Origin of the sequence: Microbacterium sp. NPDC058345 (genome assembly GCF_042723855.1) — a bacterium.
In the GTDB taxonomy this organism is placed as follows: domain Bacteria; phylum Actinomycetota; class Actinomycetes; order Actinomycetales; family Microbacteriaceae; genus Microbacterium.
The window spans coordinates 110,481-134,662 of the sequence record NZ_JBHXIG010000002.1; the positions used below are offsets into that span (position 1 = coordinate 110,481).

Below are 24,182 nucleotides of genomic sequence, written 5' to 3' on the forward strand. Positions count from 1 at the left end.
CCGGTGCCTTCGTCGGGGAACCGCTCAGGTTCCAGGCAGAAGCACAGGCAGAAACAGTAGATTCAGTGGCGTCCGATCAGGTTAGACTGGCGATCCACTCGGACCGAGGTCCGGGGGAGACGACGGAGAGGAGGATCCGATGATTCTGGTACGACAGGAGATCGGCGATGTCCTGCGAGACTTCCGTCAGCAGAAGGGTCGCACTCTTCGGCAGGTGGCCAGCAAGGCCTCCGTCGCCCTCGGATATCTCAGCGAGGTCGAGCGCGGGCAGAAAGAGGCGTCGAGCGAGATCCTCGCCTCGGTCGCCGAAGCGCTGGATGTGCCCATCTCCACGATCATGCGCGAGGTGGGCGACCGCATCTCCGTGCTCGAGGGACTGCAGGCCTTCCCCGACGTCGTCCCCGACGACCTGGTCGCCTCGGTCGAGCCCGAGCTGTCGCTGCACTGAGCGGATGCGACGCAGCGAGTTCCTGCGCGCCGTCGACGAGGAGTTCGGCGGGCGCGCCACGGCGTTGACGCACGACCTCGTGCTGAGCAGCGTGAACATGACCGCACTGGACGCCCTGGATGCCGGTGTTCCACCGCGCGACATCTGGCTGGCGCTGTGCGACGAGACCGACGTGCCCGCCGAGCGACGATACGGCGTGGGCAGGCTAGAGCCCAGGAGACGCTGATCGCGGCGTGTCGTCGAAGATGTGTTCGATGAGCGCGTATCGTTCTGCACAGATGGTCTCGATGCGATCTCTGTTCACAGGCAGCGCATCCACCGACGCAATGTCGGTGGCTGCTCCTAACGTGAAGACGTGGCACTGAGCCATACGCCTTGTCGGAGAGCCGCCCCAGCCGGGGCGGCCGCGACAGCCTACAGGCGGCAGCATTCGACACAGTGAGGAGCACGTCATGCCATCAACAGACGATCGCGAGAAGGCCCTGGATTCGGCGCTCGCGCACATCGAGCGGCAGTTCGGCAAGGGATCGATCATGCGGCTGGGCAGCGACGAGCGCGCCCCGGTCGAGGTCGTCCCTACCGGATCGATCGCCCTGGACGCGGCCCTCGGTATCGGAGGTCTGCCGCGTGGCCGCATCATCGAGATCTACGGGCCGGAGTCGTCGGGTAAGACGACGCTGACCCTGCACGCGATCGCGAACGTGCAGCGCGCGGGCGGCATCGCCGCCTTCATCGACGCGGAGCACGCCCTCGACCCGGAGTACGCCAAGAAGCTCGGCGTCGACATCGATCAGCTGCTGGTGTCGCAGCCTGACACGGGTGAGCAGGCGCTCGAGATCGCCGACATGCTGATCCGCTCGGGGGCGATCGACCTCGTCGTGATCGACTCCGTCGCGGCCCTCGTGCCCGAGGCCGAGATCAAGGGCGAGATGGGCGACTCCCATGTGGGCCTGCAGGCCCGGCTGATGTCGCAGGCGCTGCGCAAGCTGACCGGTGGACTGAACCAGACCAGGACCACCGCGATCTTCATCAACCAGCTGCGCGAGAAGATCGGCGTCTTCTTCGGCTCGCCGGAGACCACCGCCGGCGGTAAGGCGCTGAAGTTCTACGCCTCTGTGCGCCTCGACATCCGTCGTATCGAGACCCTCAAGGACGGCGGGGAGGCGGTCGGAAACCGCACGCGCGTCAAGGTGGTCAAGAACAAGATGGCTCCGCCGTTCAAGCAGGCCGAGTTCGACATCCTGTACGGCGTCGGCATCTCGCGCGAAGGCAGCCTGATCGACTTCGGCGTCGAGCACGGCATCGTCAAGAAGTCGGGTTCGTGGTACACCTACGACGGCGACCAGCTCGGGCAGGGCAAGGAGAACGCCCGCAACTTCCTGATCTCGAACGAGGACATCGCTCTGGCGATCGAGTCTCAGATCAAGCAGAAGCTGGGCATCGGCGCGAAGGCCGCCGAGGAGGCGCCCGCCGACGAGCTCGCGCAGCGACGCCCGGCCTGATCATGAGCAGCGACGACGGGGGCGAGGGCCGCCTCGCCCCCGTGATCCCGCTCTTCGGCGCGCGTCGACCGGATCTCGCACCGTCTGTCCCCGATCTTCCTCCGGAGAGTCCATCGCCGGAGGATGCCGCCGCCGACGGTGCACTGCGGCATCGCACGGTCGACGAGACGGTGCGGCGTCCGGCAGAGGACGACAGGAGGCCGGCCCCCGGCCCACCGGATGCGGCGCGGCATCATCCCGCGTTCGCCGCCGCCGAGCGCCGGGCCGAGGCGGCGCCGCGGCTGCGGGTGCTCGGAGCGCATCCCGCAGATCGGGGACTATCGGACGGTAGCGGTGCCGAGCACGCCGACGACGGCGCGACGCGGGAGCGCGCACAGGATGCACTGGTGCGTCGTCTGCGCTCACGTCAGCTGTCCGTGGCCGAGGCCCGTGCGGTGCTCAGGGAGAACGACCTCGACCGCGAGGCGATCGAGGAGGTCATCGAGGAATTCCAGGACCGCGGGTATCTCGACGACCGCACGCTCGCGTCGCTGTTGGTCACGTCAGGGGTGGAACGCAAGGGTCAGGGACGTGTGGCGCTGTCGCGTGCGCTGGCTCAGCGCGGCGTGCCTCGCGAGGTGATCGATGAGGTGCTCGCCGAGCTTCCCGACGACGACGCCGAGCGTGCCCTCGAGTTCGCGCGCGCCAAGGCGCCGGGGATGAGCCGACTCGAATTCGAAACCGCGCTGCGCCGGCTGCTCGGCCAGCTCGCCCGCCGGGGGTACGGCGGCTCGGTGGCCATGAACGCGGCGCGCACCGCTCTGCGAGAAGCGCAGGGTTCCGGACGCGGCGGCGTGCGCTTCACCGAGTCCGACTGACCCCGGGGCGGCCGGCACGGGCATGGCGCTCGTAGAATAGCTGTCATCATGACTACTCCGCGCAGCGAACCGACGATCATCGCGCCCTCGGCGGCCGCGATCGAGACCGATGGGCGCCACCGCTCCTACGAGGTGCGCACCTTCGGCTGCCAGATGAACGTGCACGACTCCGAGCGGCTGTCCGGGTCACTCGAGAGCGCCGGCTACGTGCGCGTCGCCGACGGCGAGGATGCCGATGTGGTGATCATCAACACCTGCGCGGTGCGCGACAACGCCGCCGGCAAGCTGTACGGCACGCTCGGTCACCTGAAGTCCCGGAAGGACAAGCACGAGGGCATGCAGATCGCCGTGGGCGGATGCCTCGCGCAGATGGACAAGCAGGCGGTGCTCGACAAGGCGCCGTGGGTCGACGTCGTGTTCGGCACGCACAACATGGGCTCCCTGCCCGGACTGCTCGAGCGAGCTCGCCACAACGGCGAGGCCGAGCTCGAGATCCTCGAGTCGCTCGAGGTGTTCCCCTCGACCCTGCCCACCAAGCGCGATTCGGCGCACAGCGGGTGGGTGTCGATCTCGGTCGGATGCAACAACACCTGCACCTTCTGCATCGTGCCGAGCCTGCGCGGCAAAGAGAAGGACCGCCGTCCGGGCGACATCCTGAACGAGATCCGCCTGCTCGTCGAGGACGGCGCGATCGAGGTGACCCTGCTCGGGCAGAACGTGAACTCCTACGGGGTCGAGTTCGGCGATCGCCACGCGTTCGGCAAGCTGCTGCGCGCCGCCGGGGAGATCGACGGACTGGAGCGGATCCGCTTCACCAGCCCGCATCCGGCCGCGTTCACCGATGACGTCATCGATGCGATGGCCGAGACCGATGCCGTGATGCCGCAGCTGCACATGCCGCTGCAGTCCGGCAGTGACCGCGTCCTGCGCGCCATGCGCCGCTCGTACCGCAGCGAGCGCTTCCTCGGCATCCTCGATCGCGTCCGCGAGCGCATTCCGCACGCCGCGATCACCACCGACATCATCGTCGGGTTCCCCGGCGAGACCGAGGAGGACTTCGCGGAGACGATGCGCGTCGTCGAGCAGTCCCGCTTCTCGGGAGCCTTCACCTTCCAGTACTCCATCCGCGAGGGCACTCCCGCCGCCACGATGGAGGATCAGGTGCCGAAGGCGGTCGTGCAGGAGCGCTACGACCGCCTCATCGCCCTGCAGGAGCGCATCTCGCTGGAGGAGAACCAGAAGCAGGTGGGCCGCGAGGTCGAGGTGCTGGTGTCGGTGGGCGAGGGCAAGAAGGATGCCGAGACGCATCGCCTCACCGGCCGTGCCGAAGACAACCGCCTCGTGCACTTCGAGGTGACGCCCGGCTCGGAACTGCCGCGTCCCGGCGACGTCGTCACGGTGAAGATCACCCACGGCGCGCCGTTCCATCTGCTCGCCGACGATCCGACCGGGGCACCGCTGCGCATCCGTCGCACCCGCGGCGGCGACGCGTGGGACCGCGCGCAGGCCGAGTCGTGCGCGGTGCCGGCTCCGACCGCGGAGGCCGGCGCACCGCGCCCCGTGTCGCTCGGACTGCCGACCCTGCGCATCGGTGTCTGACACCGCGCCTGCTGACGCGCCCGGCGATGGGCCGCGCCTCTGGGCGGTCGTGGGCGCCACTGGAACGGGCAAGAGCGGGCTCGCCCTCGACCTCGCCGAGCAGCTGCGCGCCCGCGGCAATCCGGCCGAGATCGTCAACGCCGACGCCATGCAGCTCTACCGCGGGATGGACATCGGAACGGCCAAGCTCACCGAGGGCGAGCGGCGCGGCATCCCGCATCACCTCTTCGATGTCCGGGAGGTGACGGAGGAGGCGGCGGTCGCCTGGTACCAGCCGCTCGCGCGCCGCGCCGTCGACGCCGTCAACGCCCGCGGCGGAGACGCGATCCTCGTCGGCGGCTCAGGACTGTACGTGTCCAGTGTGCTCTTCGACTTCCGCTTCCCGCCCAGAGATGCACGGCTGCGGGCCGAGCTGGAGGCCGAACTCGAACAGCACGGCACCGGCGCGCTGTTCGAACGGCTCTCCGATCTCGACCCGGTTACCGCGGCTCGGATCGATCCGAAGAACGGCCGCCGCATCGTACGGGCCCTCGAGGTGCTCGCGCAGGGATCTTCGACGCACGGCGCCGCGCTGCCCGACGCGCCCGCGCTGTGGCATCCGCGCACCCGCATCCTCGGTCTGCACGTCGACCGCGCGGAGCTTGTGGAGAGACTGGATCGCCGCGTGGAGCGGATGTGGGCCGGCGGTCTCGTCGACGAGGTCCGACTGCTGCGCGCGCAGGGACTCGAAGAGGGCGTCACCGCGCGGCGTGCCATCGGCTACGCCCAGGCGTTGGCGCAGATCGCCGGCGAGAGGAGTGCGGACGAGTCGATCGCCGAGACCCAGGCGCTGACCCGCCGGTACGCACGCCGTCAGGTGTCGTGGTTCAGACGGTACCCGGGCATCGAGTGGCTCGCGCCTCCGGCGGACGCGGCGACCCTGGTGGACTGATCGGCGCGGGCGTGAAGGCCTGGGCGATGTCGGCGGCGTGGGGCACGATGGGGCGATGACCACGCACTTCTACACCGCGTCCTCCCTCGACGGCTTCATCGCGACGGCCGACCACTCGCTGGACTGGCTGCTGACGCAGGACTTCGACGAGAACGGACCGATGGCGTATCCCGGTTTCGTCGCTACGGTGGGCGCCCTGGCGATGGGCGCCTCGACGTACGAATGGGTCATGAGCCACGAGAACGGCGAGTGGACGTACGCGCAGCCCACATGGGTGTTCACCCATCGCGATCTGCCGCTGCCGCGAAGCGGCGACGTGCGACTCACGCGCGCAAGCGTCCGCGACGTGCACGCCGAGATGACCGCAGCCGCCGGCGGCAAGGATCTGTGGGTGGTCGGCGGGGGAGACCTCGCGGGTCAGTTCGCCGACGCGGGACTGCTCGACGAGCTGTGGGTGCAGTTCGCGCCGGTCACCCTGGGGTCGGGGGCGCCGCTGATGCCCCGCCGTCTGGACCTCGAACTCATCGATCTCGCGCGCAATCGGGCGTTCGCCTGTGCGCGCTACCGCGTGCGAGCCGGCGCGCAGGGCGAAGTGACCACCTGACCGCGCCGATCAGGACCGTCGCGTCCGCCTGAACGGCGGCCGTGCCGGCGCTCTCTAGACTGGTTCCCATGGTCGCATTCACCAAGGGACACGGCACCGGCAACGACTTCGTCATCATCGCCGATCCGGACGGCGAGCTCGAGCTCAGTTCCACGCAGGTGCAGGCGCTGTGCGACCGTAACTTCGGCGTCGGCGCCGACGGCGTGCTGCGCGTGGTGCGCTCCGCCGCCCTCTCTGAAGGAGCCGCGGCGCTGGCCGAGGAGCCCGCAGCGGAATGGTTCATGGATTACCGCAACGCCGACGGCTCCGCCGCCGAGATGTGCGGCAACGGCATCCGGGTGTTCGCGCACTTTCTGCTCCGCTCCGGTCTGGCGGAGCTCGAGGCCGGTTCGACGCTGCCGATCGGCACAAGGGCGGGCGTGCGCGATGTGATGCGCTCCGAGAACGGCTACCAGGTGGATCTCGGCCGCTGGAGGCTGGCCGGTGGGGAACCGCTGGCGCGCGCCGCGGGCCTCTCCGTGCCGCGACCCGGTCTCGGCATCGACGTCGGAAATCCGCACGTCGTCGTGGCACTGGCATCCGACGACGAGCTCGCGGGGCTCGATCTCAACCCCACGCCGGTCCTCGATCCTGCTCCGGCCGCGGGGGCGAACGTCGAGTTCGTCGTACCGGGGGAGCCCCTGGTGCGCGACGGCGTCGGCCATGTGCGGATGCGCGTGCACGAGCGCGGTGTCGGCGAGACCCTCAGCTGCGGCACCGGTGTCGCCGCGACCGCGCTGGCGGTGCGGCACTGGGCCGGCGACCGTGCGCCGGACACCTGGCGCGTTGACGTGCCGGGGGGCACGCTGGGAGTGCGGATGTTCCCCGCCGAAGACGGCGAGCACGTCGCCCTGTCCGGGCCCGCGCAGCTGGTCTACCGCGGCGAGATCGACCTCGCCTGAGCGGTCGCCGATCGCTCAGCCGATGGCGATCGGGGCGGTCGGCGGCGTGCCGTGCCTCCGCACCTTCAGCACGCGATAGCCCTTGCCCGTGGCCGCACGGTGCACGCTGTAACCGGGTGTGAACGTCGCCGCCATCCAGCGCTGCAGCGAGTCCGACCCCAGATTGCGCTGCACCACCAGCCACGCGTCGCTGCGCTCGTCGAGGCGCGGGATCCACCGCTCCAGCATGCTGTGCAGTTCGTTCTTGCCGACGCGGATCGGCGGATTCGAACGGATCGTGCGGAAGGTGACGTCGTCGGGAACATCGTCGGGCTTCACGGCGTTGACATTGGTGAGACCGAGGGACTCGGCGTTGCGACGTGTCAGGTCGAGCGCGCGTTCGTTGACATCCACGGCCCACACCGTCGCACGCGGTGCGGACAGCGCCATGGTGAGACTGATGGGCCCCCAACCGCACCCGAGGTCGAGGAAGTCGCCGCCGGGAGGGAGCGGCGGCATGTTGGCGAACAGCACGGCGGTTCCGGCATCCAGACGATCAGGGCTGAACACCCCGCCCGCGGTGGTGAGTTCGAGTTCTCGCCCCGCGAGGGTGACATGGATCGTGCGCAGGTTCTCTGCACTTGCCGGCGCCGCGCTGAAGTAGTGGTCGGACGGCATGCAGTGAGCGTACCGGACTGCGGCGCTAAGGTTAAGGCGCCGTGCACAGAAGACGGATCAAGGACCGGATGACGAAGAAGAGCGAAGAGAACACCACGCAGGACGCGCTGGACCGGGTGCTCGCGCACGCCGAATCGCGCACGGAGGCGCGGGTGTTCGGGGCCGCACAGGCTCTGCAGGATGCCGCCACCGCGGCGCAGGGCGACCGGGACGGCGACCAGTGGGATCTCGACGATCGGCATGCCCTGCGCCGCGTCGTCGGGTTGTCGACCGAACTCGAGGACGTCACCGAGGTCGAGTACCGGCAGCTCCGCCTCGAGAACGTCGTCCTCGTCGGGGTGTACCCGCAGGGCGCCCAAGAGGACGCCGAGAACTCGCTGCGCGAGCTCGCTGCTCTCGCCGAGACGGCCGGGGCGGTCGTGCTCGACGGGCTGCTGCAGCGGCGCCCGCATCCCGATCCCGCCACATACCTGGGGCGCGGCAAGGCGCAGGAGCTGAAGGACATCGTCGCCGCCGTCGGCGCCGACACGGTGATCGCCGACACCGAGCTCGCCTCGAGCCAGCGCCGTGCGCTGGAGGACGTCGTGAAGGTCAAGGTAATCGATCGCACCACGGTGATCCTCGACATCTTCAGCCAGCACGCCAAGAGCCGCGAAGGCAAGGCGCAGGTCGAACTGGCTCAGCTCGAGTACCTGCTTCCCCGCCTGCGCGGCTGGGGTGAGTCGATGAGCCGGCAGGCCGGTGGCCAGGTGGGTGCCGGCGGCGCGGGCATGGGCTCGCGCGGACCGGGTGAGACGAAGATCGAGCTCGATCGCCGACGCATCCGCACGCGCATGGCCCAGCTGCGCAAGCAGATCCGCGAGTTCGCGCCGGCCCGCGAGGCCAAGCGCGCCGAACGCAAGCGCAACACCATCCCATCGGTGGCGATCGCCGGCTACACCAACGCGGGCAAGTCGAGCCTGCTGAATGCGCTCACCAGTGCCGGCGTGCTCGTCGAGAACGCCCTGTTCGCGACGCTGGACGCCACGGTGCGACGTTCGGAGACCGCCGACGGCCGGGTGTACACCCTGACGGACACGGTCGGTTTCGTGCGCAATCTTCCGCATCAGCTGGTGGAGGCGTTCCGCTCCACCCTGGAGGAGGTCGCACAGGCCGACCTGATCGTGCACGTCGTCGACGGCTCGCATCCGGATCCGTCCGCTCAGCTGCAGACGGTGCGCGACGTGATGGGTGATCTCGGCGCGCGCGACATCTCCGAGATCGTGGTCTTCAACAAGGCCGACCTGATCGACGAGGACGAGCGGCTCGTGCTGCGCGGGCTCGCTCCGAACGCGCATTTCGTCTCGTCCCGCACCGGTGAGGGCATCGATGATCTGCGTGCGCAGATCGAGCGGATGCTGCCGATGCCGGCGGTCGAAGTGCGTGCGCTCGTGCCCTACGACCGCGGCGACCTGGTCTCGGCGATGCATGAGACCGGCGTGCTGCTGTCCGCGGAGCACCAGGAGCACGGCACCGCCGTGCACGCGCACGTGTCGGAGCGGCTCGCGGCGGAGCTCGCGCCGTACGCACTCGACGCGGGCTGAACCGCGGGGTCCGGTCAGCCGGCTGACGCCGCGGCGTCAGCGTGCGCGGAAGCGGGCTTCCACCGTGGCCGAAACGACGATGTCCTCGCCCTCGAACTCCATCGGGGCCGACCCCACCATGTCGAACGCCGCGGTGCGCATCGCCTTCGCCTGCACCGGCGAGGCGGGCGTCGAGATCAGACCGCGGTCCGCGATCTCCAACGGCGTCACCTCGTGCAGATCGAGCGCTTCGGCGTAGGCCCTCGCGCGCGCGACGGCGACGCCCACCGCCTGCGTGGCGACCTCGCGTTCGACGGCCGCTTCGGTCTGCGCAGTGAGGTGCCAGTCGGTGCCGCTGATCTGCACACCGTCCCAGGCGGAGATCCGTGACCCACAGCGACATGTCGGAGATGTCCGCGAAAGTGGCCGTGAACGCGACGGCGGCGCGGTAGACGGGATCGAGCTGCCTGCCGTCGCTGTTCCACGGGCGTTCGGCACGCACATCGAGACTGCGGCTCGCCCACTCGGAGATGCCGCCGCCGTGTCGGGACACGATGCTCTCCCGCACCGGGGCGGCGAGCGCCAGGGCACCGGACACCACCGCATCACGGTCGGGGCCGTCGACGCTCACGGTCAGGGTGACGGTCGCGCGCTCCGGCGCGACCCGCAGTTCATGCTCGCCGCGCACGGTGATGATGACGTCGCTCATGACAGCGACTCTAGTGTTCGAGCCGGCGGGGAATGGCGTCTGGCCGGATTACGTTGTAACCTGTGATGCTCGGGTGCGTCAGCATCCGTTGGTAATTCCACAGTGTGACAGCGGCTCCTTCGCGAGAAGGTCCACGGGGCTGATCGGTTTCGACGGCGTCTGTGTATCGACGAGAAGCGGGCCGAGGATGCAGGGTTATCTCGTGAACGCCCCCTGCGAAAAAATAGTTGCCGATGCAAAGCGCAACGACTTCGCCCTCGCTGCATAAGCGAGCCCGATAGTCCGTCAGACCGTATGTGATCCCGATACGGACCCTGGCGTCATCTAGGGATCTTGCTGCGTGACGGCGTCTGGACGTCACGTGGGACTCTTCCCAGGCTGGGCTCGTCGACTTAGGTGTCTGTGACAAAGGTCGGAGCCGAGCAGAACGCTTTCACAGACTGCGCCCGGAGAAGACGTGGATGAGCAGCGTCGGACGGGGGTTCGATTCCCCCCAGCTCCACCAACCGCTGTCACAGAGGACGACCCCGCGTTCCCTCGCGAAAGTGAGGGAACGCGGGGTTTCGTCATGCCCGCGGGCAGCGGCGTTCACGCCAGGTCGTTGAGATCCTGGTCCTCCGTCTCGACATCATCGCGCTCGGCGTCGACGCTCTGCTCGGAAAGGTCGTCCGTGAGGAAGTCGGGGTCCACGTCCTCCCCTTCCGGATTGGGGTCGCTCTGCGAGAACGCATTCTCCGGATGCACGGGTCCACTCATGTCGTCTCCATCCTTCGGTCGGCCTCACAGCCTGGTGCGGCTCGGCGCATCCGTCACCGCCGTTGACACCCGACTGCGGTGGCGAGAGAATCCGGACGCCGCGTCAGGCCCGCGGAGAGGCCCTTCGATCCGTGCACGGGTGAGAGCCCGATGCCCCCGGCCGGGAGCCGTCAACCGAGATCTCGAAGCTTCGACGTGGCGACGGTCACCGCCTTCTCCGCAGCGCGGAGGTCCTCTTCGATGCCCACCATCCGTGCGTCGAGGTCGTCGACCTCTGCGCGAGCGGCCTCCGCCCGCGCGCGGACACGCTCCAGCTCGGCCTCCAACTCGCCGATCCGGTCGGTGAGTCCGTCTGCGCGGCCGGCGGCTTCCCGGCGTTCACGAACGACCGATGTCTGCGCCCGCTGAGCACGGGTCAGCTCCTGCTCCGCGTCGTGCAGTGCGCGCTCGGCGTCCCGCCGCTCGCGTCGTGCGCGCAGTTCATCGGCAGGCGGCTGCGGCGTGTCGCGCCGCTCGGGCGTGCCGCCCGCGACGGCGCTGCCCGGATCGAACGCGGGGTCGCCTGAGGGCTCGAGTTCGCGCACCAGGCGGCCCGAGGCGACCGCCTCCGCCGCTCGCGGATCGAAGAACGCCGCGGTGATCGTCTGACGCACGGCCTCACGGGTGGCATCCGTGACCCGTCCGCCGCGGGCGGTCGCGAGGGCCGCGGCCTCGTCGGCGAGGCGATTCGTCAGCGCACGCCGCTGGCGTCCCAGCTGAGCGAGAGTCGGTGCATCCAGGTCGGCCTGCGCCTCGCGCAGCTCGTCGGCGAGCTGCAGAGCCTCGGAGAGGCGCTCGGTCCGCTCGCGGGCGAAGACGTTGACGATCCAGGCCGCCACCGAGGGCTTCCGGAGCGCGCGGACATCACGGCCGAGCGCGGGGTCTTCGACCGCCTTCGCCCGCTCGTTGCGCCCCGCGATGAACTCCGCAGGAGGCATCGCGTACAGCTCCGCGGCGATCTCGGGGAGGAAGCGATCGGACATGGCCTGAAGCCTACGCGCAGAGCGCGGAATCAGCGCGGGCGCAACCCGTCGAAGGCGACAGCCAGCACCTCGTCCGCGAGGAGAGCGGGATCGACGGCGCCCTCCGGGCGATACCACTCGACGACGGAGTTGATCATGCCGAACACGAGGCGGGTCGCCACGCCGGCGTCGAGATCGGCGCGCACCAGACCCTCGGACTGCGCATCGCGCACCAGCTGGGTGACCCGGTGGTCGAACCGCCGGCGCCGGTCCAGGGCGGCCAGCTCGATGGGGCTGTTGCCACGCAGCCGCAGCAGCAGCGTCACCTGCGGCTGGCGTTCGGTGAGCACCTGCACGGCGCCCCGGATGATGCTGCTGAGCCGCTCGGCGGCGGTCGGGCTGCGCAGAGCGGCATCCAGCGCGTGCTCCAGGCCGCCCAGCGCATCCTCCAGCGCGACTTCGAGGATCTGCTCCTTGGACGCGACGTGGTGGTACAGCGCCGATTTCGTCACGCCGAGCCGGCGGGTGAGATCCGAGACGGAGGTCGCGTCATAGCCCTGCTCGTTGAACAGCGCGACGCTCGCGCGGATGACCGTGTCGCGGTCGTGTCCCGGCCGCCCACGACGCGTGATGATCGCCGGCCGGTCCGTGGTCGCTTCGCCCTCCGCCATGGGATCCAACCTAGTGCGGCCTGCGCCCCATACGGACGATCCGTCGGGCGCGGCGGACAGGGCTAAGCTGGAGGGGCACTCACAGCCTGGAAGGATTCGACGTGGTCGACTTCATCGTGTTCATCATCCTCTTCGTCGGAGGTATCTTCCTGCTCGGCATCGCGCCCGGACTCCCGGCCGCGCAGGGCGTCGTCTTCACCGCCGGAATCCTCGCGGTGAGCCTCGCGCTCGCCTGGGTCATGCGTCAGGCGGGATCTGCGACGCGTCGCACCGATTCCTGGAACCGCCGACAGGGCTGACCTCTGGCCGCGTGCCGCGGCCGCGGACCGTCGACGGTTCGCTACATCCAGTCGATGAGAAGCAGACCCTGCTTGGTGTCGGACACCTTCACCCAGCCGTCGCCGAACTCGTAGGTCATTCCGAAACCCTCGTCATCCGTGGCGATCGCATGCTCCGGATCCTCGGTGAGGTACACGCTGTCGCCCTCCGCCGAGCGCAGCCAGCCCTCCGACTGCAGAGTGCGCTGGGCGGCGTCCGCGGACGCGACGTCGAGCGGCGCCCATCCGTACATCTGCCCGTGATCCGAGGCCGTGCTGTAATCGGACCACAGGCACACCAGACCGCCGTCCAGAACGGTCTCGCCGATACGGAACTCCTCCTGCTTGGCGGTCCACCCCTGGGACGTGAGCGCTTCGACGGTGCCCTCGGTGATGACCGTGTCGCAGGCCGGTTCTGCGGACGGCGTCGGGGTGGGTTGATTCACCGGTTCGGTCGTGCCGGCCGGTGCCGGCGTCTCGGATGCCGTCGGCTTCGGCTTCGGAGTGCCGGCGGCGTCGGACGGAGCGGAGGCGCTGCACGCGGTGAGCGCGACGACGGCGAGCAGCGCGCCGAAGGCAAGGGGGACAGGAGTTCTCATCGGCGGGGATTCTGTGAAGGTGGTCAGCGCCGCGCGTCGCGCAGCAGGGAGAGGATCGGCTCATGCAGCACGCCGTTGGTGGCGAGCGCCGAACGGTCGGAGATCGATTCGGTGCCGTCGAAGGCGGTCATTCTGCCGCCGGCTTCACGCACGATCGGCACGGCGGCGGCGATGTCGTATTCCTTGACGTCGAACTCCGCGACCATGTCGATACGCCCCTCTGCGAGGAGCATGTAGCTGTAGACGTCGCCGTACGCGCGATCGCGCCATGCCCGCTCCGCCACCGCGAGCAGTTCGGGCAGCCTGCCGGCATCGGCCCACTGCGTGATGCTCTGGAAGCTGACACTCGCGTCTTCGATCGCGTCGACGGTCGACACGCTGAGGCGCCGGTCGCCATCGGCGCTCGTGGTCCACGCGCCGAGTCCGGCCGCACCCCACCAGCGCCGGCCGAGCGCGGGCATGCTGACGACGCCGAGCCGGGGCGCTCCGTCGATCGCCAGCGCGATCATCGTGCCCCACAGCGGTACGCCGCGCAGGAAGTTCGCGGTGCCGTCGATCGGGTCGACGATCCACTGGCGGTGCGCGTCGCCCTCGGCGCCGAACTCCTCGCCGAAGATCCCGTCGGCCGGGCGCTCCGCGGAGAGCAGTGACCGGATCGCCTTCTCAGCCGCCAGGTCGGCGTCGGTGACGTGGGAACGGTCGGCCTTGGTGGAGATCTCGAGATCCGCCGCTTCGAAACGCGGCAGCGTCTGCGCGTCGGCGGCGTCGGCGAGGCGCAGGGCGAGGGCCAGATCCGTCTGGAGGTCGGCATCCAGGGCTGTAGGGGAGGGGGCGGTGGTCACGTCATCAGGATAGCCGCCGGATGCGGGGAGATCGCCGACGGCAACGCGCCCGACGGGCCGCCCGGATTTGTCGCGACCCCGCCATCCTGGTAACGTAATTCCTCGGTCGGGCAACATCCCGGACCACGCACCTCTAGCTCAATCGGCAGAGCAACTGACTCTTAATCAGTGGGTTCAGGGTTCAAGTCCCTGGGGGTGCACGGATCAGCCTCGGAATCTCTCGCCGGATTCCGGGGCTTTTTCGCGTCCGGCTCCTCGGCGAGTGGTCGAGACAGGTCCGGCCGCTCACCCCGCCGGTGGCTCACCCGATCCGTCGCTCAGCGCCGCCACGACGGCCGCGGCCTCCTGCACCGAGTCGACGAGGTGCACGTGAGCCTCCATGGGACGTCCTCTGGCCAGCGCACGCAGCAGGGGCCATGCCGGATAGTCCTCTGTCCAGTAGCGCCGGCCGATGAGCACCATGGGCGCGACCGACGACGCGTCGGCGTAGAAGTTCTCGCAGGCGTCCTGGAAGATCTCCTGCACGGTCCCGCCCGCCCCGGGGAGGAACACGATGCCGCCCTGGCAGATCTCGAGCAGGATCGCCTCGCGCTGGGCGTTCTGGAAGTACTTCGCGACCGCGCTCGCGAAGACGTTGGGCGGTTCGTGGCCGTAGTGCCAGGTCGGGATGCCGAGCGTCTCCGCACCGTCGGGGAACGCGTCGCGCACACGGAACGCGGCGTCCGCCCACGCGCCGATGTCCGGCACGAAACTCGGCACCCTGGCCAGCGTCTCGACGGCCTCGGTCAGCGCCTCGGCATCGTACCGGGCGAGATAGCCGCCCAGATTCGCCGCCTCCATCGCTCCGGGGCCACCGCCGGTGGCCACCGTGTGCGTGCGGGAGAGCAGCCGGCCCAGCTCGGCACCCTGAGCGTACGCCGGCGTCCCGCGCACCGCCTTGTGGCCGCCCATGACGCCGACCAGACGCCTGTGCTGCATCCAGGTCCCCAGCGCGATGCCGATGCTGTGGTCGTGCAGCGCCTGCGCCAGCATGGCGTCGCGCGTGGTCTCGCGTTGCGACCACGCGTACACGCGGGCGTCGAGGCTCTGGGAGTATGTGCCGGACCCGTAGAGCTCGTACGGCGAGTACAGCGCGGTGCGATAGGTGTCGATGGGCGCGTCCGGCACCGACGGGAACACCACCGCGCCCCGTGTCCGGATCGAGACCTCATCCCGGGGGAGCAGGTCGCATCCGAGGAACAGCGCCGCGGCGACATCCACGGTGCGAAGCTCGGCACCGCGGTCGGTGAGGTCGATCGACCGCATCCGCCATCCGCGCAGCGAGCGCGCGCCCTGCGCGAGGCGCCGGTCGAAGTCCTCGAGGGTGTCGACGTCGACGACGCGGCCGCGCGTTCTTCTCATGCCGTCGACCCTAGACGAGCGGACGGTGAGAGCACGTGCCGCGACGCGGGCTCTCAGTAGTCGGGGAGGTCGGCACCGGGAGGATCGAATCCCACATCGAGCGGTCGGGTGGCACTCACCTTCGTCATGGCGATCTCACTGCTGGTCGTGACAAGCACGCTCATCTGACGGCCCTCCGCCGCGAAGTCGACGAATCGCCCTCCGGCGCTCACGGCCGTCTCGATCCGGCGCTTCAGCCCGTTCACGTCCTCCCCGTCCGCGAGCACATAGCCCTCACCGCCGATCGTGATCAACGTCCGCCCCGTCGTGTGATCGTCCATGCGGGCACGATAGCCGCTCGTCCGGCGAGCGTGGATGGGGGTTGCGGTGCGCGAGCTGAGCTGTCATCGGTGGCAATCGGCCACCACGGGGTTACGCTTCGGTATGGGCAGACTGAAGTACGACAGCTCTGGCGACGAGATCGTCATCGATGACGCCACCCTCGTTCACCTGAAGATCGTCATCTCGACCAAGCTCCGACGTCAGGAGAGCTTCATGATGACCTGGCGACCCGTCCATGACGCCGTGAACCGGCGCAGGACGGCCTGGATCCATCCGGCCATCCCGCTGCAGTTCGGATTCGACACGGATGACGAGCAGCGCGTCGACCCCCGCCGGATCCATCTTCTCATGGAGCACTTGAACGCCACGGGCGAGCTGCTGCTCGACAGCGCCCTCGTCGTCGATCCGGGTGACCCTGCGCGCACCTGACCGGAAGTGCCCGAGTGCTGCGGGCCCTTCCGTCCCGCGCTGCGCGGTGACATCATGGCGAAGGAGGAGGATCCCATGATCGAACTCGACGACATCGATACCGACGAGGACGGGGCGCTCACCGCCACCGTCGAGCTTCCGGGTGGCCGCCGCGTGACGGTGGAGTACGAGTTCGACGAGGACTTCGAGCGCGACGACGACATCGACGTCGATGACGACGATCTCGACCCCGAGGACCTGCCGGACATGGACACCATGCAGGAGACCGTGCGGCATGCGCTCGCGCGGCTCACCGAGGATGTGCTCGTGGCCCGCGAGCGCGAGGTGGCCGAGGAGCTGACGGATGCGGCTTTCGAGGACGATGACGACGTCGATCTCGACGCAGAGCTGAAGACGCTGCGGGAGGACCTCGTGCTCGACGGCGTCGTGGTCTTCGGGGACGGCGGGATGACCCTGCTCTACGTGGCCCAGCAGGAGTATCCGGACCTCACCATCTACTGCCTGCTCGACGAGGATCTCGAGATCGACGACCTGATGGTGGAGTGAGGTTCAGGCGACCCGGACGGTGACGCCGCCGGTGAGCGTCTCCAGCTGCGCGAAGGTCAGCGGCATCACGGTGTGCGGCGTCCCGCCGGCCGACCAGATCCGCTCGAACCCGCGCAGGTCCTCGTCCAGGTACGTGGGCAGGCGCTGCGGGTGGCCCACCGGTGCGACGCCGCCGATCGCCTGACCCGTCACCTCGCGCACCAGAGCGGCGGGTGCCATGGTGACGGACTCGGCGCCGACGGCGTGCGCGAGCACGGCGAAGTCGACGCGATGCGCACCGCTGGTCATCACCAGAATCGGTGTGGAGTCGGCGACCAGCACCAGGCTGTTCGCGATCGCGCCCACCGGGCAACCGACCGCTTGCGCCGCCTCCGCCGCGGTGCGCGCAGAATCGGGCAGCACCACGACGGACGTGTCGACGCCCGCCGCCGCGAGGTGCTCGTGGACGATCCGGCTCCGCGCGGGGAGGGGCTCGGCGGTATTCATGCGCTGCGACTCCTTCGGTCGGATGCCGCTCAGGCGGCGTCACCGACGAGGATAGCGGCCGCATCCTCGGCCGGACCTTCGCCCTCGTCGTCGATGTGCGCGAGAACGCGGCGCCCCAGCAGCACCGTCGCGGCGGCGATGAGAACGGAACCGGCGGCGAACAGGTACGGCACCGTGTCGCTGAAGGCGTGCGCGAGCGCTGCCGCCGCGGGCGGTGCCATCGCGCCGCCCAGGAATCGCACCGCGGAGTATGCCGACGACGCGACCGAGCGGGGAAGGTCGGTGGCCTCCATGACGGCCTCGGTGAGCACGGTGTTCATGATGCCGAGCAGCAGGCCGCCCACGATGATGCACGCCACGAGCGCCGGCGGGTTCCCGCTGACGAGGCCGGCCATCACGAGGTCGACGGCGAGCAGGGGCAGTGTGGTGAGGATGATCGCTGTGCGGGACATGCGGCGCATCAGCAGCGGGGCGACCCAGACACTGGTGATCGCAAGCGCCACGCCCCAGCCGAAGAACGTGAATCCGATGCCCATCGCGCCGAACCCGAGCGGGAACGGCGAGAACGCCAGCAGCACGAAGAACCCGATGTTGTAGAACAGTGCGGCGACGGCCAGCACCGCCAGGGCCGGGCGCCGCAGTGCGCGGAACGGCGCGCTGAACGGCATCGGCGTGCGCCGCTCGTCACCGCGACGCACCAGGGTGAGCACGGCGATGAAGCCGATCGCCATGAGCGCGACGACACCGAAGAACGGCCCGCGCCAGCTGAGTTCGCCGAGCAGCCCGCCCAGCAGCGGGCCGACCGCGATCCCCAGACCCAGCGCGGCCTCGTACAGCACGATGGCCGCACCGCTTCCGCCGGATGCCGCACCGACGATCGTGGCGAGGGCGGTGGAGATGAACAGGGCGTTGCCGAGGCCCCATCCGGCCCGGAAGCCGATCACCGCGTCGACGCTGCCGCTGAGGGCGCACAACAGGGAGAACACGACGATCAGACCGAGCCCGACCAGCAGCGTGGCTTTCGCGCCGATGCGGCTGGAGATCCAGCTGGTCACCAGCATCGCCAGACCGGTGACGAGCAGGTAGCTGGTGAAGAGCAGCTCCGTCTCGAAGGGCGACGCCTGCAGCGACTCGGCGATGGCCGGCAGGATCGGGTCGACCAGCCCGATTCCCATGAAGGCGACGACGCACGCGAAGGCGACCGCCCAGACCTGCGCCGGCTGCTTCCAGACCGACCCCGTCGGCGTTGTGCTCATGCGTTCTCTCCTGTCGATTCTTCGCGCGTGTGCGCGGCGAGGATCTCCGCCGCGGAGCGGAGTGCGTCCCACTGACTGTCGTCGAGATCGGCGAACAGCGGCGCCAGGGTGTCGCGGAACTCGGCGCGCCACGCGTGCAGCGTGCGCCTTCCGATGTCGGTGAGGGTCACCCTGATGGCGCGGGAGTCGGACGCATCCGGACCTCGGGTGACCAGGCCGCTGCGCTCCAGATCGCCGACGAGCCGGGTCATGCCGGGCTGCGTCGTGCGGGAGGCGCGGGCGAGGGCGCCGAGGCGCATGCCGTCGCGCTGTTCGAGGATCGACAGCACGCGCCACTGCGCGGACGGGGCGTCGTTTCCCGCCTCCTGCGCCGCGATCCGTGCCAGTGCGTGCGACGAGAGCACGATCGCCGGGATCACATCCACCCTTTCCATACCATCCAGTATATATCAGGTGGTATGGAAAGTGCAGGCGATACCGAGGGTGCTCAGCGTCGGGCGCCCGCGATGCGAGACGAGAGCTGGTGAGCGTGCGCGAGCAGGGTGCGGCCCAGCTGCGGCAGGCGGTCGGGGCCGAACCGGAATTCGACTCCGGTGAGGCTGAGTGCCCATTCCGGCCGCCCGTCGCGGTCGAACACGGCGGCGCCCATGCCCCAGGAGCCGTTGACGATGAGCCCGGGATTCACCGCGTAGCCCCGCTCCCGGGTCTCGCGCAGCCGCGCGCGCAGCCGTGCCTCCTCGTGCGCCGGGCCCCAGCGTTCGGGCAGCTCCGGATGCCGCTCGAGATACGCATCCACATCGTGGTCGGGCTGGAAGGAGAGGATCGCCAGGCCGGCGCTCGCCACGCCGAGGGGGAACCGCACGCCCTCGCTGAGCACGAACGAACGGATCGGGAACGAGCCCTCCTCTCGGAGCAGGCACACGGTCTCGTCAGCGCGGCGCACCGAGAAGAACGCGCTCTCCTCGGTCTTCACTGCGAGGGAGCGCACGATGTCACGCGCCAGCTCGGTCACGTCGTAGCGCGCCGCCGCCACGGTGCCCATCAGATAGAGCTCGGGACCCGGCATCCACAGCGCGCTCGCGTCCTCCTGGTCGACGAGCCCCTCCGCGCGAAGCGCCGTGAGCAGCCGGTGCGCCGTCGAGCGGCTCAGCCCGGCGTCGCGCGCCAGTCTCTGCAGCGGCACACCCTCGCCGTGCGCCGTCACCAGCCGAAGCAGCGACGCCGCGCGGGCCACGGCCTGCGCGCCCGGGACGGAGCGTCCGCGATTCGGCATCGATCCCACGATGTGGACGCTACTCGTCGCCGCGCCCACATCGCAAGCGCACGCTTGCCGGAGCGGGCCGCCGGGGCGGATGCTGGAGGAACCCTGACACGAAGGAGTGGCGTGTGATCGACAAGACGTGGACCTCGGCCGCGGAGGCCGTCGCCGACATCCCGGACGGCGCATCGCTCGCCGTCGGCGGATTCGGTCTTTCCGGGAACCCGATGGCCTTGATCGAAGCGCTGCATGCCAGGGGGACCGGCGACCTCAGCGTCGTGAGCAACAACTGCGGAGTCGACGACTGGGGACTCGGCATCCTGCTGGGCTCGCGGCGTATCCGCAAGATGACGTCGTCGTACGTGGGTGAGAACAAGGAGTTCGAGCGGCAGTTCCTCGAGGGCGACCTCGAGCTCGAGCTCACACCGCAGGGCACGCTTGCCGAGAAGCTGCGCGCCGGAGGCGCCGGGATCGCGGCGTTCTTCACGCAGACCGGCGTCGGCACGCAGGTCGCCGAGGGGGGACTCCCGCGCCGGTACCACGCGGACGGAACGGTCGCCGTCGGCTCTCCGGTGAAGGAGGTGCGCTCCTTCGACCTCAGGGGTGAGCAGCGCGAGTTCGTGCTCGAGGAGTCGATCACCACCGACTACGCACTCGTGCACGCCGCGATCGGCGACCGGCACGGCAATCTCGTCTTCAACAAGGCCGCCCGCAACTTCAACCCGCTCGCCGCCATGGCCGGTCGCGTCTGCATCGTGCAGGTGGAGAAGCTCGTCGAACCGGGTGAGATCGACCCCGATCGGGTGCACCTTCCCGGTGTGTACGTGCACCGGATCGTCGAGGTCGGCGATGACATCGAGAAGCGCATCGAACGACGCACCGTGCGCACCCAGGAAGGAGCCTGACATGGCGCTCACCCGCGATCAGATGGCCGCACGGGCGGCTCGGGAGCTGGCGGACGGCTCCTACGTCAATCTCGGTATCGGACTGCCCACGCTCGTGCCCAACCATGTTCCGGACGGCGTCACCGTGGTGCTGCAGTCCGAGAACGGCATCCTGGGCGTCGGCCCGTACCCGAGTGAGGAACACGTCGATCCCGACCTCATCAACGCGGGCAAGGAGACGGTGACCGTCCTGCCGGGAGCCGCCTACTTCGATTCGGCGACGAGCTTCGGGATGATCCGCGGCGGCAAGATCGACGCGGCCATCCTCGGCGCCATGCAGGTGTCGGCGGCCGGCGACCTCGCGAACTGGATGATCCCCGGCAAGATGGTCAAGGGCCCGGGCGGCGCCATGGACCTCGTGCACGGCGCGGGACGGGTCATCGTGCTCATGGAGCACGTCGCGAAGGACGGCTCGGCGAAGATCGTCGACGAGTGCTCGCTTCCGCTCACCGGCAAGCGCGTGGTCGATCGGATCATCACCGACCTGGCCGTGATCGACGTCACGGCGGACGGTCTGGTACTCGTCGAGACCGCACCCGGTGTCAGCGTCGAGGACATCATCGCCGCCACCGAACCCGAGCTGATCGTCTCGGACGCACTGAAGGAGGACGCATGAGCGACATCGTCATCGTGGCAGCGGCACGCACGCCGCAGGGCCGGCTGAAGGGGCAGCTGGCGCCGTTCACCGCCCCGCAGCTCGGCGGATTCGCGATCCGCGGCGCCCTCGAGCAGGCCGGGATCGATCCCGCCGAGATCGACGCCGTCATCATGGGCCAGGTGCTGGCGGCGGGATCCGGCCAGAACGCCGCGCGCCAGGCCGCGATCGGCGCCGGCATCGGATGGGACGTGCCGGCGAGCTCGGTCAACAAGGTCTGCCTCTCGGGACTGACCGCGATCATCGACGCCGCGCGAATGATCCGCAGCGGCGACGCCACCACGGTCGTCGCCGGCGGCATGGAGTCGATGACCAGGGCGCCGCACCTGCTGATGGGCTCGCGCGACGGCTGGACCTACGGCACCGTCGAGGTGCTCGATCACATGGCCTACGACGGCCTCACCGACGCGTACGACCGCGAGAGCATGGGCGCCTCGACCGAACGGCACAACCCGCGGTACGAGATGACCCGCGAACGGCAGGATGAGGTCGCCGCGCGCTCGCACCAGCGTGCCTCGGCCGGTCAGCGCGACGGGATCTTCGATGCCGAGATCGTCCCGGTGACCGTCCCCCAGCGCAAGGGCGACCCGATCGTGCTCACCAGGGACGAGGGGGTGCGACCCGACACCACCGTGCAGACGCTCGCCGGACTGCGCCCCGCGTTCGCCGAAGGCGGCACGATCACCGCGGGAAACTCATCGCAGATCTCCGACGGCGCCTCGGCCGTGGTCGTCACCACGCGCAAGAAGGCGCAGGCCGAGGGCTGGCCGGTCCTCGCCGTGATCGGCGCGAGCGGACAGACCGCGGGCCCTGACAACTCCCTGCAGGCGCAGCCCGCACGGGCCATCGAACGGGCCCTGGAGAAGCAGGGCATCGAGGGGGATCAGCTCGATCTCGTCGAGATCAACGAGGCCTTCGGCGCCGTCGTCGCGCGCACCCAGCAGGAGCTCGGGCTCTCGACCGACATCGTGAACATCCACGGCGGCGGCATCGCCATCGGGCATCCGATCGGCGCGTCCGGAGCGCGACTCGTCGTGCACCTCGCACACGAGCTCGCCCGGCGCGGCTCCGGCACGGCCGTCGCGGCACTCTGCGGAGGAGGCGGTCAGGGCGAGGCGCTCATCCTCACCCGCTGAGCGGATGCGGGGTGCCGGCGCACGCGGCGCCCCGCATCATCGCTCGTCGGCGATCCTGTTGACCTCGTCGCGCCGCTTCTCCCGCATCTCGCGCTTGTCGAGCTTGGGGGCGAACGGCGAATCCGCCGAGACCGGCAGCCCGCGCTCCTGCCGGCGCAGATCCTTCACCGCGCCGATCGCGAGGGCGAAGGTGATCGCCCAGCTGAGCCAGCCCAGCGCGGCTCGCCACGTGAACGGCTTGCCCCGTGTACCGCGCAGCAGGGCGAAGCCCGTGCTGACGGCGCTGAAGAGTCCGGTGCGAAGGATGTAGCGCATCCCCCCACGCTACCCGGGCCATCCGGATGGGTCGGGTAGGGTTGACAGACGTACAGCTGTGTATCTACCGGCCGTCGGCTCCCCGGCGGACAGCGGCGGCACCCGACCCCGCGTCTCCCGAGTCGAGCGCGCGAGAGCCATGACACAGACATCCTTCTCCTCGCCGAGCCTGCTGCGCCTGGCGGGCCTGCCCTACTTCGTCATCGCGTTCGTCGCGCGCCTGCCGTTCGCGATGATGGTCGTCGGCGTGCTGACCGTCGTGGTCTCCGCCCGCGATTCGCTCTCGCTCGGCGGTCTCACCTCCGCGGCCGTCGGCCTCGGCACCGCGCTGCTCGGCCCGTTCCTCGGAGCGGCCGCCGACCGCTTCGGACAGCGCCCGGTGCTGACCCTCTCGGCCGTGCTCAACGCGGTGATGCTGGCGCTGTTCGCCGTCGTCGTGTACAGCCCCGCCGCCGATGCGCTCGTGCTGCTGTCGGCGTTCGCGATCGGGGCGACGGCACCGCAGGTCTCTCCGATGTCACGATCGCGCCTCGTCACGATCATCGACGACCGGATGCCCGCCGTCCGGCACGCGCGCACCACCTCGGCGACCATGTCGTACGAGTCCGCCGCCGACGAGACCGTGTTCGTCTTCGGCCCGTTTCTGGTCGGCATCCTCGCCTCGCTGATCGCCCCCTGGGCGCCGATCGCGCTCGCCGCCGCCCTCACCCTGCTCTTCGTCGGCGCCTTCGCCCTGCACCCGACGGGCCGGCACGTGTCCGCGTCGCGCGATGAATCGGGCGCCACGCCGTCCGCGGCGTCGGAGCTGTTCCGTCCCGCGCTGCTGGTCGTCGTGCTCGGCATCACCGGCGTCGGGCTGTTCTTCGGTGCCGCGCTCACGTCGCTGACCGCGTTCATGGCCGATCGCGGTGCGTCTGAGCAGGCCGGCCTGCTGTACGGAGTGATGGGCATCGGATCCGCGATTCTGGCGCTCGGCGTCGCCTGGCTCCCGCCGCGATTCAGTCTGCGCGCGCGCTGGCTCGCGTTCGGCGGCATCCTGCTCGCCGGCTCCCTGCTGTTCGCGAACGCGTCGACGGTCGCGGGCATGACCACGGCGCTGGCGCTGCTCGGCATCGGCGTCGGTCCGACGCTCGTGTCGCTGTACAGCCTCGGTGCCTCGCGCAGCCCGCTCGGTCGGTCGGCGACGGTGATGACGATGCTGGGCTCCGGTGTGGTCGTCGGTCAGTCGCTGGCCGCGGCTGTCGCCGGCGACCTGGCCGAGAACGTCGGCACCGGGCCGGCGCTGCTGGCTCCGCTGGCCGCCTCGGTCGTCGTCGTGGGGGCGGGAATCGGCAACTGGGTGCTCACCCCGCATCCGCCCCGCTGAGCGTCCGGCGCGCCGCCCCTGCCACTGCTGACCGTCGGCGCACAAGCCCGAGACCCGAAGGGCGTGCGGTCGG

The 24,182-nt window shown here is 69.8% G+C and carries 30 protein-coding genes, 1 tRNA gene, 1 other RNA gene and 1 pseudogene; 18 read left to right on the forward strand and 15 right to left on the reverse strand.

Annotation, left to right across the window (positions count from 1 at the left end; translation table 11 throughout):
- The first annotated feature begins 139 nt into the window (after positions 1–139).
- The 8 genes from ACFWH5_RS08080 (at position 140) to dapF (ending at position 6,882) form a co-directional block, all read left to right on the forward strand.
- The gene (locus ACFWH5_RS08080) at positions 140–448 is read left to right on the forward strand and encodes a helix-turn-helix domain-containing protein (RefSeq protein ID WP_378833805.1); all 309 of its coding nucleotides are present in this window, start codon (positions 140–142) and stop codon (positions 446–448) included.
- 4 nt (positions 449–452) lie between these two features.
- Entirely contained in the window at positions 453–674 is a 222-nt protein-coding gene (locus tag ACFWH5_RS08085; RefSeq protein ID WP_378833807.1) for a DUF3046 domain-containing protein, read from the forward strand.
- Positions 675–900: 226 nt separating this feature from the next.
- Entirely contained in the window at positions 901–1,950 is a 1,050-nt protein-coding gene (gene recA / locus ACFWH5_RS08090) for a recombinase RecA (RefSeq protein WP_378833809.1), read from the forward strand.
- Positions 1,951–1,952: 2 nt separating this feature from the next.
- A complete protein-coding gene (locus ACFWH5_RS08095) occupies positions 1,953–2,807 on the forward strand; it encodes a regulatory protein RecX (RefSeq protein WP_378833811.1) in 855 nt (284 codons plus the stop codon).
- A 48-nt stretch (positions 2,808–2,855) separates the two neighbouring features.
- Complete coding sequence (gene miaB / locus ACFWH5_RS08100; protein ID WP_378833813.1) at positions 2,856–4,406, forward strand: tRNA (N6-isopentenyl adenosine(37)-C2)-methylthiotransferase MiaB; 1,551 nt, start codon at positions 2,856–2,858, stop codon at positions 4,404–4,406.
- Complete coding sequence (gene miaA, locus ACFWH5_RS08105) at positions 4,399–5,337, forward strand: tRNA (adenosine(37)-N6)-dimethylallyltransferase MiaA (protein ID WP_378833816.1); 939 nt, start codon at positions 4,399–4,401, stop codon at positions 5,335–5,337. Before miaB ends, miaA begins: the two co-directional genes overlap by 8 nt.
- Positions 5,338–5,392: 55 nt before the next feature.
- Positions 5,393–5,941, forward strand: coding sequence for a dihydrofolate reductase family protein (locus ACFWH5_RS08110; RefSeq protein ID WP_378833818.1), 549 nt, complete (start codon positions 5,393–5,395; stop codon positions 5,939–5,941).
- Between the two features lie 68 nt (positions 5,942–6,009).
- Positions 6,010–6,882, forward strand: a complete 873-nt coding sequence (gene dapF / locus ACFWH5_RS08115) for a diaminopimelate epimerase (protein WP_378833821.1) — start codon at positions 6,010–6,012, stop codon at positions 6,880–6,882.
- Positions 6,883–6,897: 15 nt separating this feature from the next.
- Here the strand turns inward: dapF and ACFWH5_RS08120 are convergent, their stop codons facing one another.
- Positions 6,898–7,539, reverse strand: a complete 642-nt coding sequence (locus ACFWH5_RS08120) for a class I SAM-dependent methyltransferase (RefSeq protein WP_378833823.1) — start codon at positions 7,537–7,539, stop codon at positions 6,898–6,900.
- Between the two features lie 68 nt (positions 7,540–7,607).
- On the opposite strand from ACFWH5_RS08120, the gene hflX reads away from it, so the two are divergent.
- Positions 7,608–9,122 carry a GTPase HflX gene (gene hflX / locus ACFWH5_RS08125; RefSeq protein ID WP_378833825.1) on the forward strand — a complete coding sequence of 505 codons (1,515 nt, stop codon included), beginning with the start codon at positions 7,608–7,610 and terminating at the stop codon, positions 9,120–9,122.
- Between the two features lie 36 nt (positions 9,123–9,158).
- On the opposite strand, the gene ACFWH5_RS08130 is transcribed toward hflX, so the two are convergent.
- The gene (locus ACFWH5_RS08130; RefSeq protein ID WP_378833827.1) at positions 9,159–9,467 is read right to left on the reverse strand and encodes an SIMPL domain-containing protein; all 309 of its coding nucleotides are present in this window, start codon (positions 9,465–9,467) and stop codon (positions 9,159–9,161) included.
- Positions 9,468–9,552: 85 nt separating this feature from the next.
- Positions 9,553–9,810 (reverse strand): annotated as a pseudogene (locus ACFWH5_RS08135) (SIMPL domain-containing protein); the annotation flags it as partial.
- Positions 9,811–9,945: 135 nt separating this feature from the next.
- Between ACFWH5_RS08135 and ssrA the strand changes: the two are divergent.
- Positions 9,946–10,315, forward strand: a transfer-messenger RNA (tmRNA) gene (ssrA, locus tag ACFWH5_RS08140).
- Positions 10,316–10,398: 83 nt separating this feature from the next.
- Here the strand turns inward: ssrA and ACFWH5_RS08145 are convergent.
- The 3 genes from ACFWH5_RS08145 to ACFWH5_RS08155 all read right to left on the reverse strand — a co-directional run bounded on the left by ACFWH5_RS08145 (position 10,399) and on the right by ACFWH5_RS08155 (position 12,238).
- Positions 10,399–10,566 carry a hypothetical protein gene (locus ACFWH5_RS08145; protein ID WP_378833830.1) on the reverse strand — a complete coding sequence of 56 codons (168 nt, stop codon included), beginning with the start codon at positions 10,564–10,566 and terminating at the stop codon, positions 10,399–10,401.
- A 170-nt stretch (positions 10,567–10,736) separates the two neighbouring features.
- Positions 10,737–11,588, reverse strand: a complete 852-nt coding sequence (locus ACFWH5_RS08150; RefSeq protein ID WP_378833832.1) for a transposase — start codon at positions 11,586–11,588, stop codon at positions 10,737–10,739.
- A 29-nt stretch (positions 11,589–11,617) separates the two neighbouring features.
- Positions 11,618–12,238, reverse strand: coding sequence for a TetR/AcrR family transcriptional regulator (locus ACFWH5_RS08155; RefSeq protein WP_378833834.1), 621 nt, complete (start codon positions 12,236–12,238; stop codon positions 11,618–11,620).
- Positions 12,239–12,339: 101 nt separating this feature from the next.
- Here ACFWH5_RS08155 and ACFWH5_RS08160 point away from each other — a divergent pair, with 101 nt between their 5' ends.
- Entirely contained in the window at positions 12,340–12,537 is a 198-nt protein-coding gene (locus ACFWH5_RS08160; RefSeq protein ID WP_378833836.1) for a hypothetical protein, read from the forward strand.
- 41 nt (positions 12,538–12,578) lie between these two features.
- Here ACFWH5_RS08160 and ACFWH5_RS08165 read toward each other — a convergent pair whose 3' ends face one another.
- Complete coding sequence (locus tag ACFWH5_RS08165; RefSeq protein WP_378833839.1) at positions 12,579–13,154, reverse strand: hypothetical protein; 576 nt, start codon at positions 13,152–13,154, stop codon at positions 12,579–12,581.
- Between the two features lie 23 nt (positions 13,155–13,177).
- A complete protein-coding gene (locus ACFWH5_RS08170) occupies positions 13,178–13,996 on the reverse strand; it encodes an inositol monophosphatase family protein (protein ID WP_378833841.1) in 819 nt (272 codons plus the stop codon).
- A 127-nt stretch (positions 13,997–14,123) separates the two neighbouring features.
- Between ACFWH5_RS08170 and ACFWH5_RS08175 the strand changes: the two genes are divergently transcribed.
- Positions 14,124–14,196, forward strand: a tRNA-Lys gene (locus ACFWH5_RS08175).
- Positions 14,197–14,281: 85 nt separating this feature from the next.
- Here the strand turns inward: ACFWH5_RS08175 and ACFWH5_RS08180 are convergent.
- Complete coding sequence (locus ACFWH5_RS08180; RefSeq protein ID WP_378833844.1) at positions 14,282–15,397, reverse strand: LOG family protein; 1,116 nt, start codon at positions 15,395–15,397, stop codon at positions 14,282–14,284.
- 53 nt (positions 15,398–15,450) lie between these two features.
- The gene (locus ACFWH5_RS08185) at positions 15,451–15,717 is read right to left on the reverse strand and encodes a hypothetical protein (protein WP_378833846.1); all 267 of its coding nucleotides are present in this window, start codon (positions 15,715–15,717) and stop codon (positions 15,451–15,453) included.
- Between the two features lie 103 nt (positions 15,718–15,820).
- Here ACFWH5_RS08185 and ACFWH5_RS08190 point away from each other — a divergent pair, with 103 nt between their 5' ends.
- A complete protein-coding gene (locus ACFWH5_RS08190; protein ID WP_378833847.1) occupies positions 15,821–16,147 on the forward strand; it encodes a hypothetical protein in 327 nt (108 codons plus the stop codon).
- Between the two features lie 75 nt (positions 16,148–16,222).
- The gene (locus ACFWH5_RS08195) at positions 16,223–16,693 is read left to right on the forward strand and encodes a hypothetical protein (protein WP_378833849.1); all 471 of its coding nucleotides are present in this window, start codon (positions 16,223–16,225) and stop codon (positions 16,691–16,693) included.
- 3 nt (positions 16,694–16,696) lie between these two features.
- Here the strand turns inward: ACFWH5_RS08195 and ACFWH5_RS08200 are convergent, their stop codons facing one another.
- Genes ACFWH5_RS08200 through ACFWH5_RS08215 form a run of 4 tightly spaced genes read right to left on the reverse strand, consistent with a single transcriptional unit; the run spans position 16,697 to position 19,708 of the window.
- Entirely contained in the window at positions 16,697–17,179 is a 483-nt protein-coding gene (locus ACFWH5_RS08200; RefSeq protein ID WP_378833851.1) for a YbaK/EbsC family protein, read from the reverse strand.
- 29 nt (positions 17,180–17,208) lie between these two features.
- Positions 17,209–18,435 (reverse strand): MFS transporter, encoded by a 1,227-nt coding sequence (locus ACFWH5_RS08205; RefSeq protein ID WP_378833853.1) that lies wholly within the window; start codon positions 18,433–18,435, stop codon positions 17,209–17,211.
- Positions 18,432–18,869 (reverse strand): MarR family winged helix-turn-helix transcriptional regulator, encoded by a 438-nt coding sequence (locus ACFWH5_RS08210; RefSeq protein WP_378833855.1) that lies wholly within the window; start codon positions 18,867–18,869, stop codon positions 18,432–18,434. Before ACFWH5_RS08210 ends, ACFWH5_RS08205 begins: the two co-directional genes overlap by 4 nt.
- Before the next feature lie 53 nt (positions 18,870–18,922).
- Positions 18,923–19,708: an IclR family transcriptional regulator gene (locus ACFWH5_RS08215; RefSeq protein WP_378834786.1), complete on the reverse strand. Its 786-nt coding sequence runs from the start codon at positions 19,706–19,708 to the stop codon at positions 18,923–18,925.
- A 113-nt stretch (positions 19,709–19,821) separates the two neighbouring features.
- On the opposite strand from ACFWH5_RS08215, the gene ACFWH5_RS08220 reads away from it, so the two are divergent.
- From ACFWH5_RS08220 to ACFWH5_RS08230, 3 genes are read left to right on the forward strand one after another with little or no spacing between them, the layout of a single operon-like run.
- Positions 19,822–20,598, forward strand: coding sequence for a CoA transferase subunit A (locus ACFWH5_RS08220; protein WP_378833857.1), 777 nt, complete (start codon positions 19,822–19,824; stop codon positions 20,596–20,598).
- Between the two features lies 1 nt (position 20,599).
- The gene (locus ACFWH5_RS08225; RefSeq protein WP_378833858.1) at positions 20,600–21,253 is read left to right on the forward strand and encodes a CoA transferase subunit B; all 654 of its coding nucleotides are present in this window, start codon (positions 20,600–20,602) and stop codon (positions 21,251–21,253) included.
- Positions 21,250–22,428 (forward strand): acetyl-CoA C-acetyltransferase, encoded by a 1,179-nt coding sequence (locus ACFWH5_RS08230; protein WP_378833861.1) that lies wholly within the window; start codon positions 21,250–21,252, stop codon positions 22,426–22,428. The genes ACFWH5_RS08225 and ACFWH5_RS08230 overlap by 4 nt, the downstream gene beginning before the upstream one ends.
- A 36-nt stretch (positions 22,429–22,464) precedes the next feature.
- Here ACFWH5_RS08230 and ACFWH5_RS08235 read toward each other — a convergent pair whose 3' ends face one another.
- Positions 22,465–22,743 carry a hypothetical protein gene (locus ACFWH5_RS08235; protein WP_378833863.1) on the reverse strand — a complete coding sequence of 93 codons (279 nt, stop codon included), beginning with the start codon at positions 22,741–22,743 and terminating at the stop codon, positions 22,465–22,467.
- A 139-nt stretch (positions 22,744–22,882) separates the two neighbouring features.
- Between ACFWH5_RS08235 and ACFWH5_RS08240 the strand changes: the two genes are divergently transcribed.
- Positions 22,883–24,109: an MFS transporter gene (locus tag ACFWH5_RS08240; protein ID WP_378833866.1), complete on the forward strand. Its 1,227-nt coding sequence runs from the start codon at positions 22,883–22,885 to the stop codon at positions 24,107–24,109.
- Positions 24,110–24,182: the final 73 nt, after the last annotated feature.

Coding starts and splice junctions, on each gene's coding strand:
- ACFWH5_RS08150 (WP_378833832.1), bottom strand. CDS start 11,588: ATGTCCGATCGCTTCCTCCCCGAGATCGCCGCGGAGCTGTACGCGATG.
- ACFWH5_RS08145 (WP_378833830.1), bottom strand. CDS start 10,566: ATGAGTGGACCCGTGCATCCGGAGAATGCGTTCTCGCAGAGCGACCCC.
- miaB (WP_378833813.1), top strand. CDS start 2,856: ATGACTACTCCGCGCAGCGAACCGACGATCATCGCGCCCTCGGCGGCC.
- ACFWH5_RS08230 (WP_378833861.1), top strand. CDS start 21,250: ATGAGCGACATCGTCATCGTGGCAGCGGCACGCACGCCGCAGGGCCGG.
- recA (WP_378833809.1), top strand. CDS start 901: ATGCCATCAACAGACGATCGCGAGAAGGCCCTGGATTCGGCGCTCGCG.
- ACFWH5_RS08190 (WP_378833847.1), top strand. CDS start 15,821: ATGGGCAGACTGAAGTACGACAGCTCTGGCGACGAGATCGTCATCGAT.
- ACFWH5_RS08180 (WP_378833844.1), bottom strand. CDS start 15,397: ATGAGAAGAACGCGCGGCCGCGTCGTCGACGTCGACACCCTCGAGGAC.
- ACFWH5_RS08095 (WP_378833811.1), top strand. CDS start 1,953: ATGAGCAGCGACGACGGGGGCGAGGGCCGCCTCGCCCCCGTGATCCCG.
- ACFWH5_RS08210 (WP_378833855.1), bottom strand. CDS start 18,869: ATGGAAAGGGTGGATGTGATCCCGGCGATCGTGCTCTCGTCGCACGCA.
- ACFWH5_RS08215 (WP_378834786.1), bottom strand. CDS start 19,708: ATGCCGAATCGCGGACGCTCCGTCCCGGGCGCGCAGGCCGTGGCCCGC.
- ACFWH5_RS08185 (WP_378833846.1), bottom strand. CDS start 15,717: ATGGACGATCACACGACGGGGCGGACGTTGATCACGATCGGCGGTGAG.
- ACFWH5_RS08080 (WP_378833805.1), top strand. CDS start 140: ATGATTCTGGTACGACAGGAGATCGGCGATGTCCTGCGAGACTTCCGT.
- ACFWH5_RS08155 (WP_378833834.1), bottom strand. CDS start 12,238: ATGGCGGAGGGCGAAGCGACCACGGACCGGCCGGCGATCATCACGCGT.
- dapF (WP_378833821.1), top strand. CDS start 6,010: ATGGTCGCATTCACCAAGGGACACGGCACCGGCAACGACTTCGTCATC.
- ACFWH5_RS08165 (WP_378833839.1), bottom strand. CDS start 13,154: ATGAGAACTCCTGTCCCCCTTGCCTTCGGCGCGCTGCTCGCCGTCGTC.
- ACFWH5_RS08120 (WP_378833823.1), bottom strand. CDS start 7,539: ATGCCGTCCGACCACTACTTCAGCGCGGCGCCGGCAAGTGCAGAGAAC.
- ACFWH5_RS08110 (WP_378833818.1), top strand. CDS start 5,393: ATGACCACGCACTTCTACACCGCGTCCTCCCTCGACGGCTTCATCGCG.
- ACFWH5_RS08195 (WP_378833849.1), top strand. CDS start 16,223: ATGATCGAACTCGACGACATCGATACCGACGAGGACGGGGCGCTCACC.
- ACFWH5_RS08205 (WP_378833853.1), bottom strand. CDS start 18,435: ATGAGCACAACGCCGACGGGGTCGGTCTGGAAGCAGCCGGCGCAGGTC.
- ACFWH5_RS08235 (WP_378833863.1), bottom strand. CDS start 22,743: ATGCGCTACATCCTTCGCACCGGACTCTTCAGCGCCGTCAGCACGGGC.
- ACFWH5_RS08240 (WP_378833866.1), top strand. CDS start 22,883: ATGACACAGACATCCTTCTCCTCGCCGAGCCTGCTGCGCCTGGCGGGC.
- hflX (WP_378833825.1), top strand. CDS start 7,608: ATGACGAAGAAGAGCGAAGAGAACACCACGCAGGACGCGCTGGACCGG.
- ACFWH5_RS08225 (WP_378833858.1), top strand. CDS start 20,600: ATGGCGCTCACCCGCGATCAGATGGCCGCACGGGCGGCTCGGGAGCTG.
- ACFWH5_RS08085 (WP_378833807.1), top strand. CDS start 453: ATGCGACGCAGCGAGTTCCTGCGCGCCGTCGACGAGGAGTTCGGCGGG.
- ACFWH5_RS08200 (WP_378833851.1), bottom strand. CDS start 17,179: ATGAATACCGCCGAGCCCCTCCCCGCGCGGAGCCGGATCGTCCACGAG.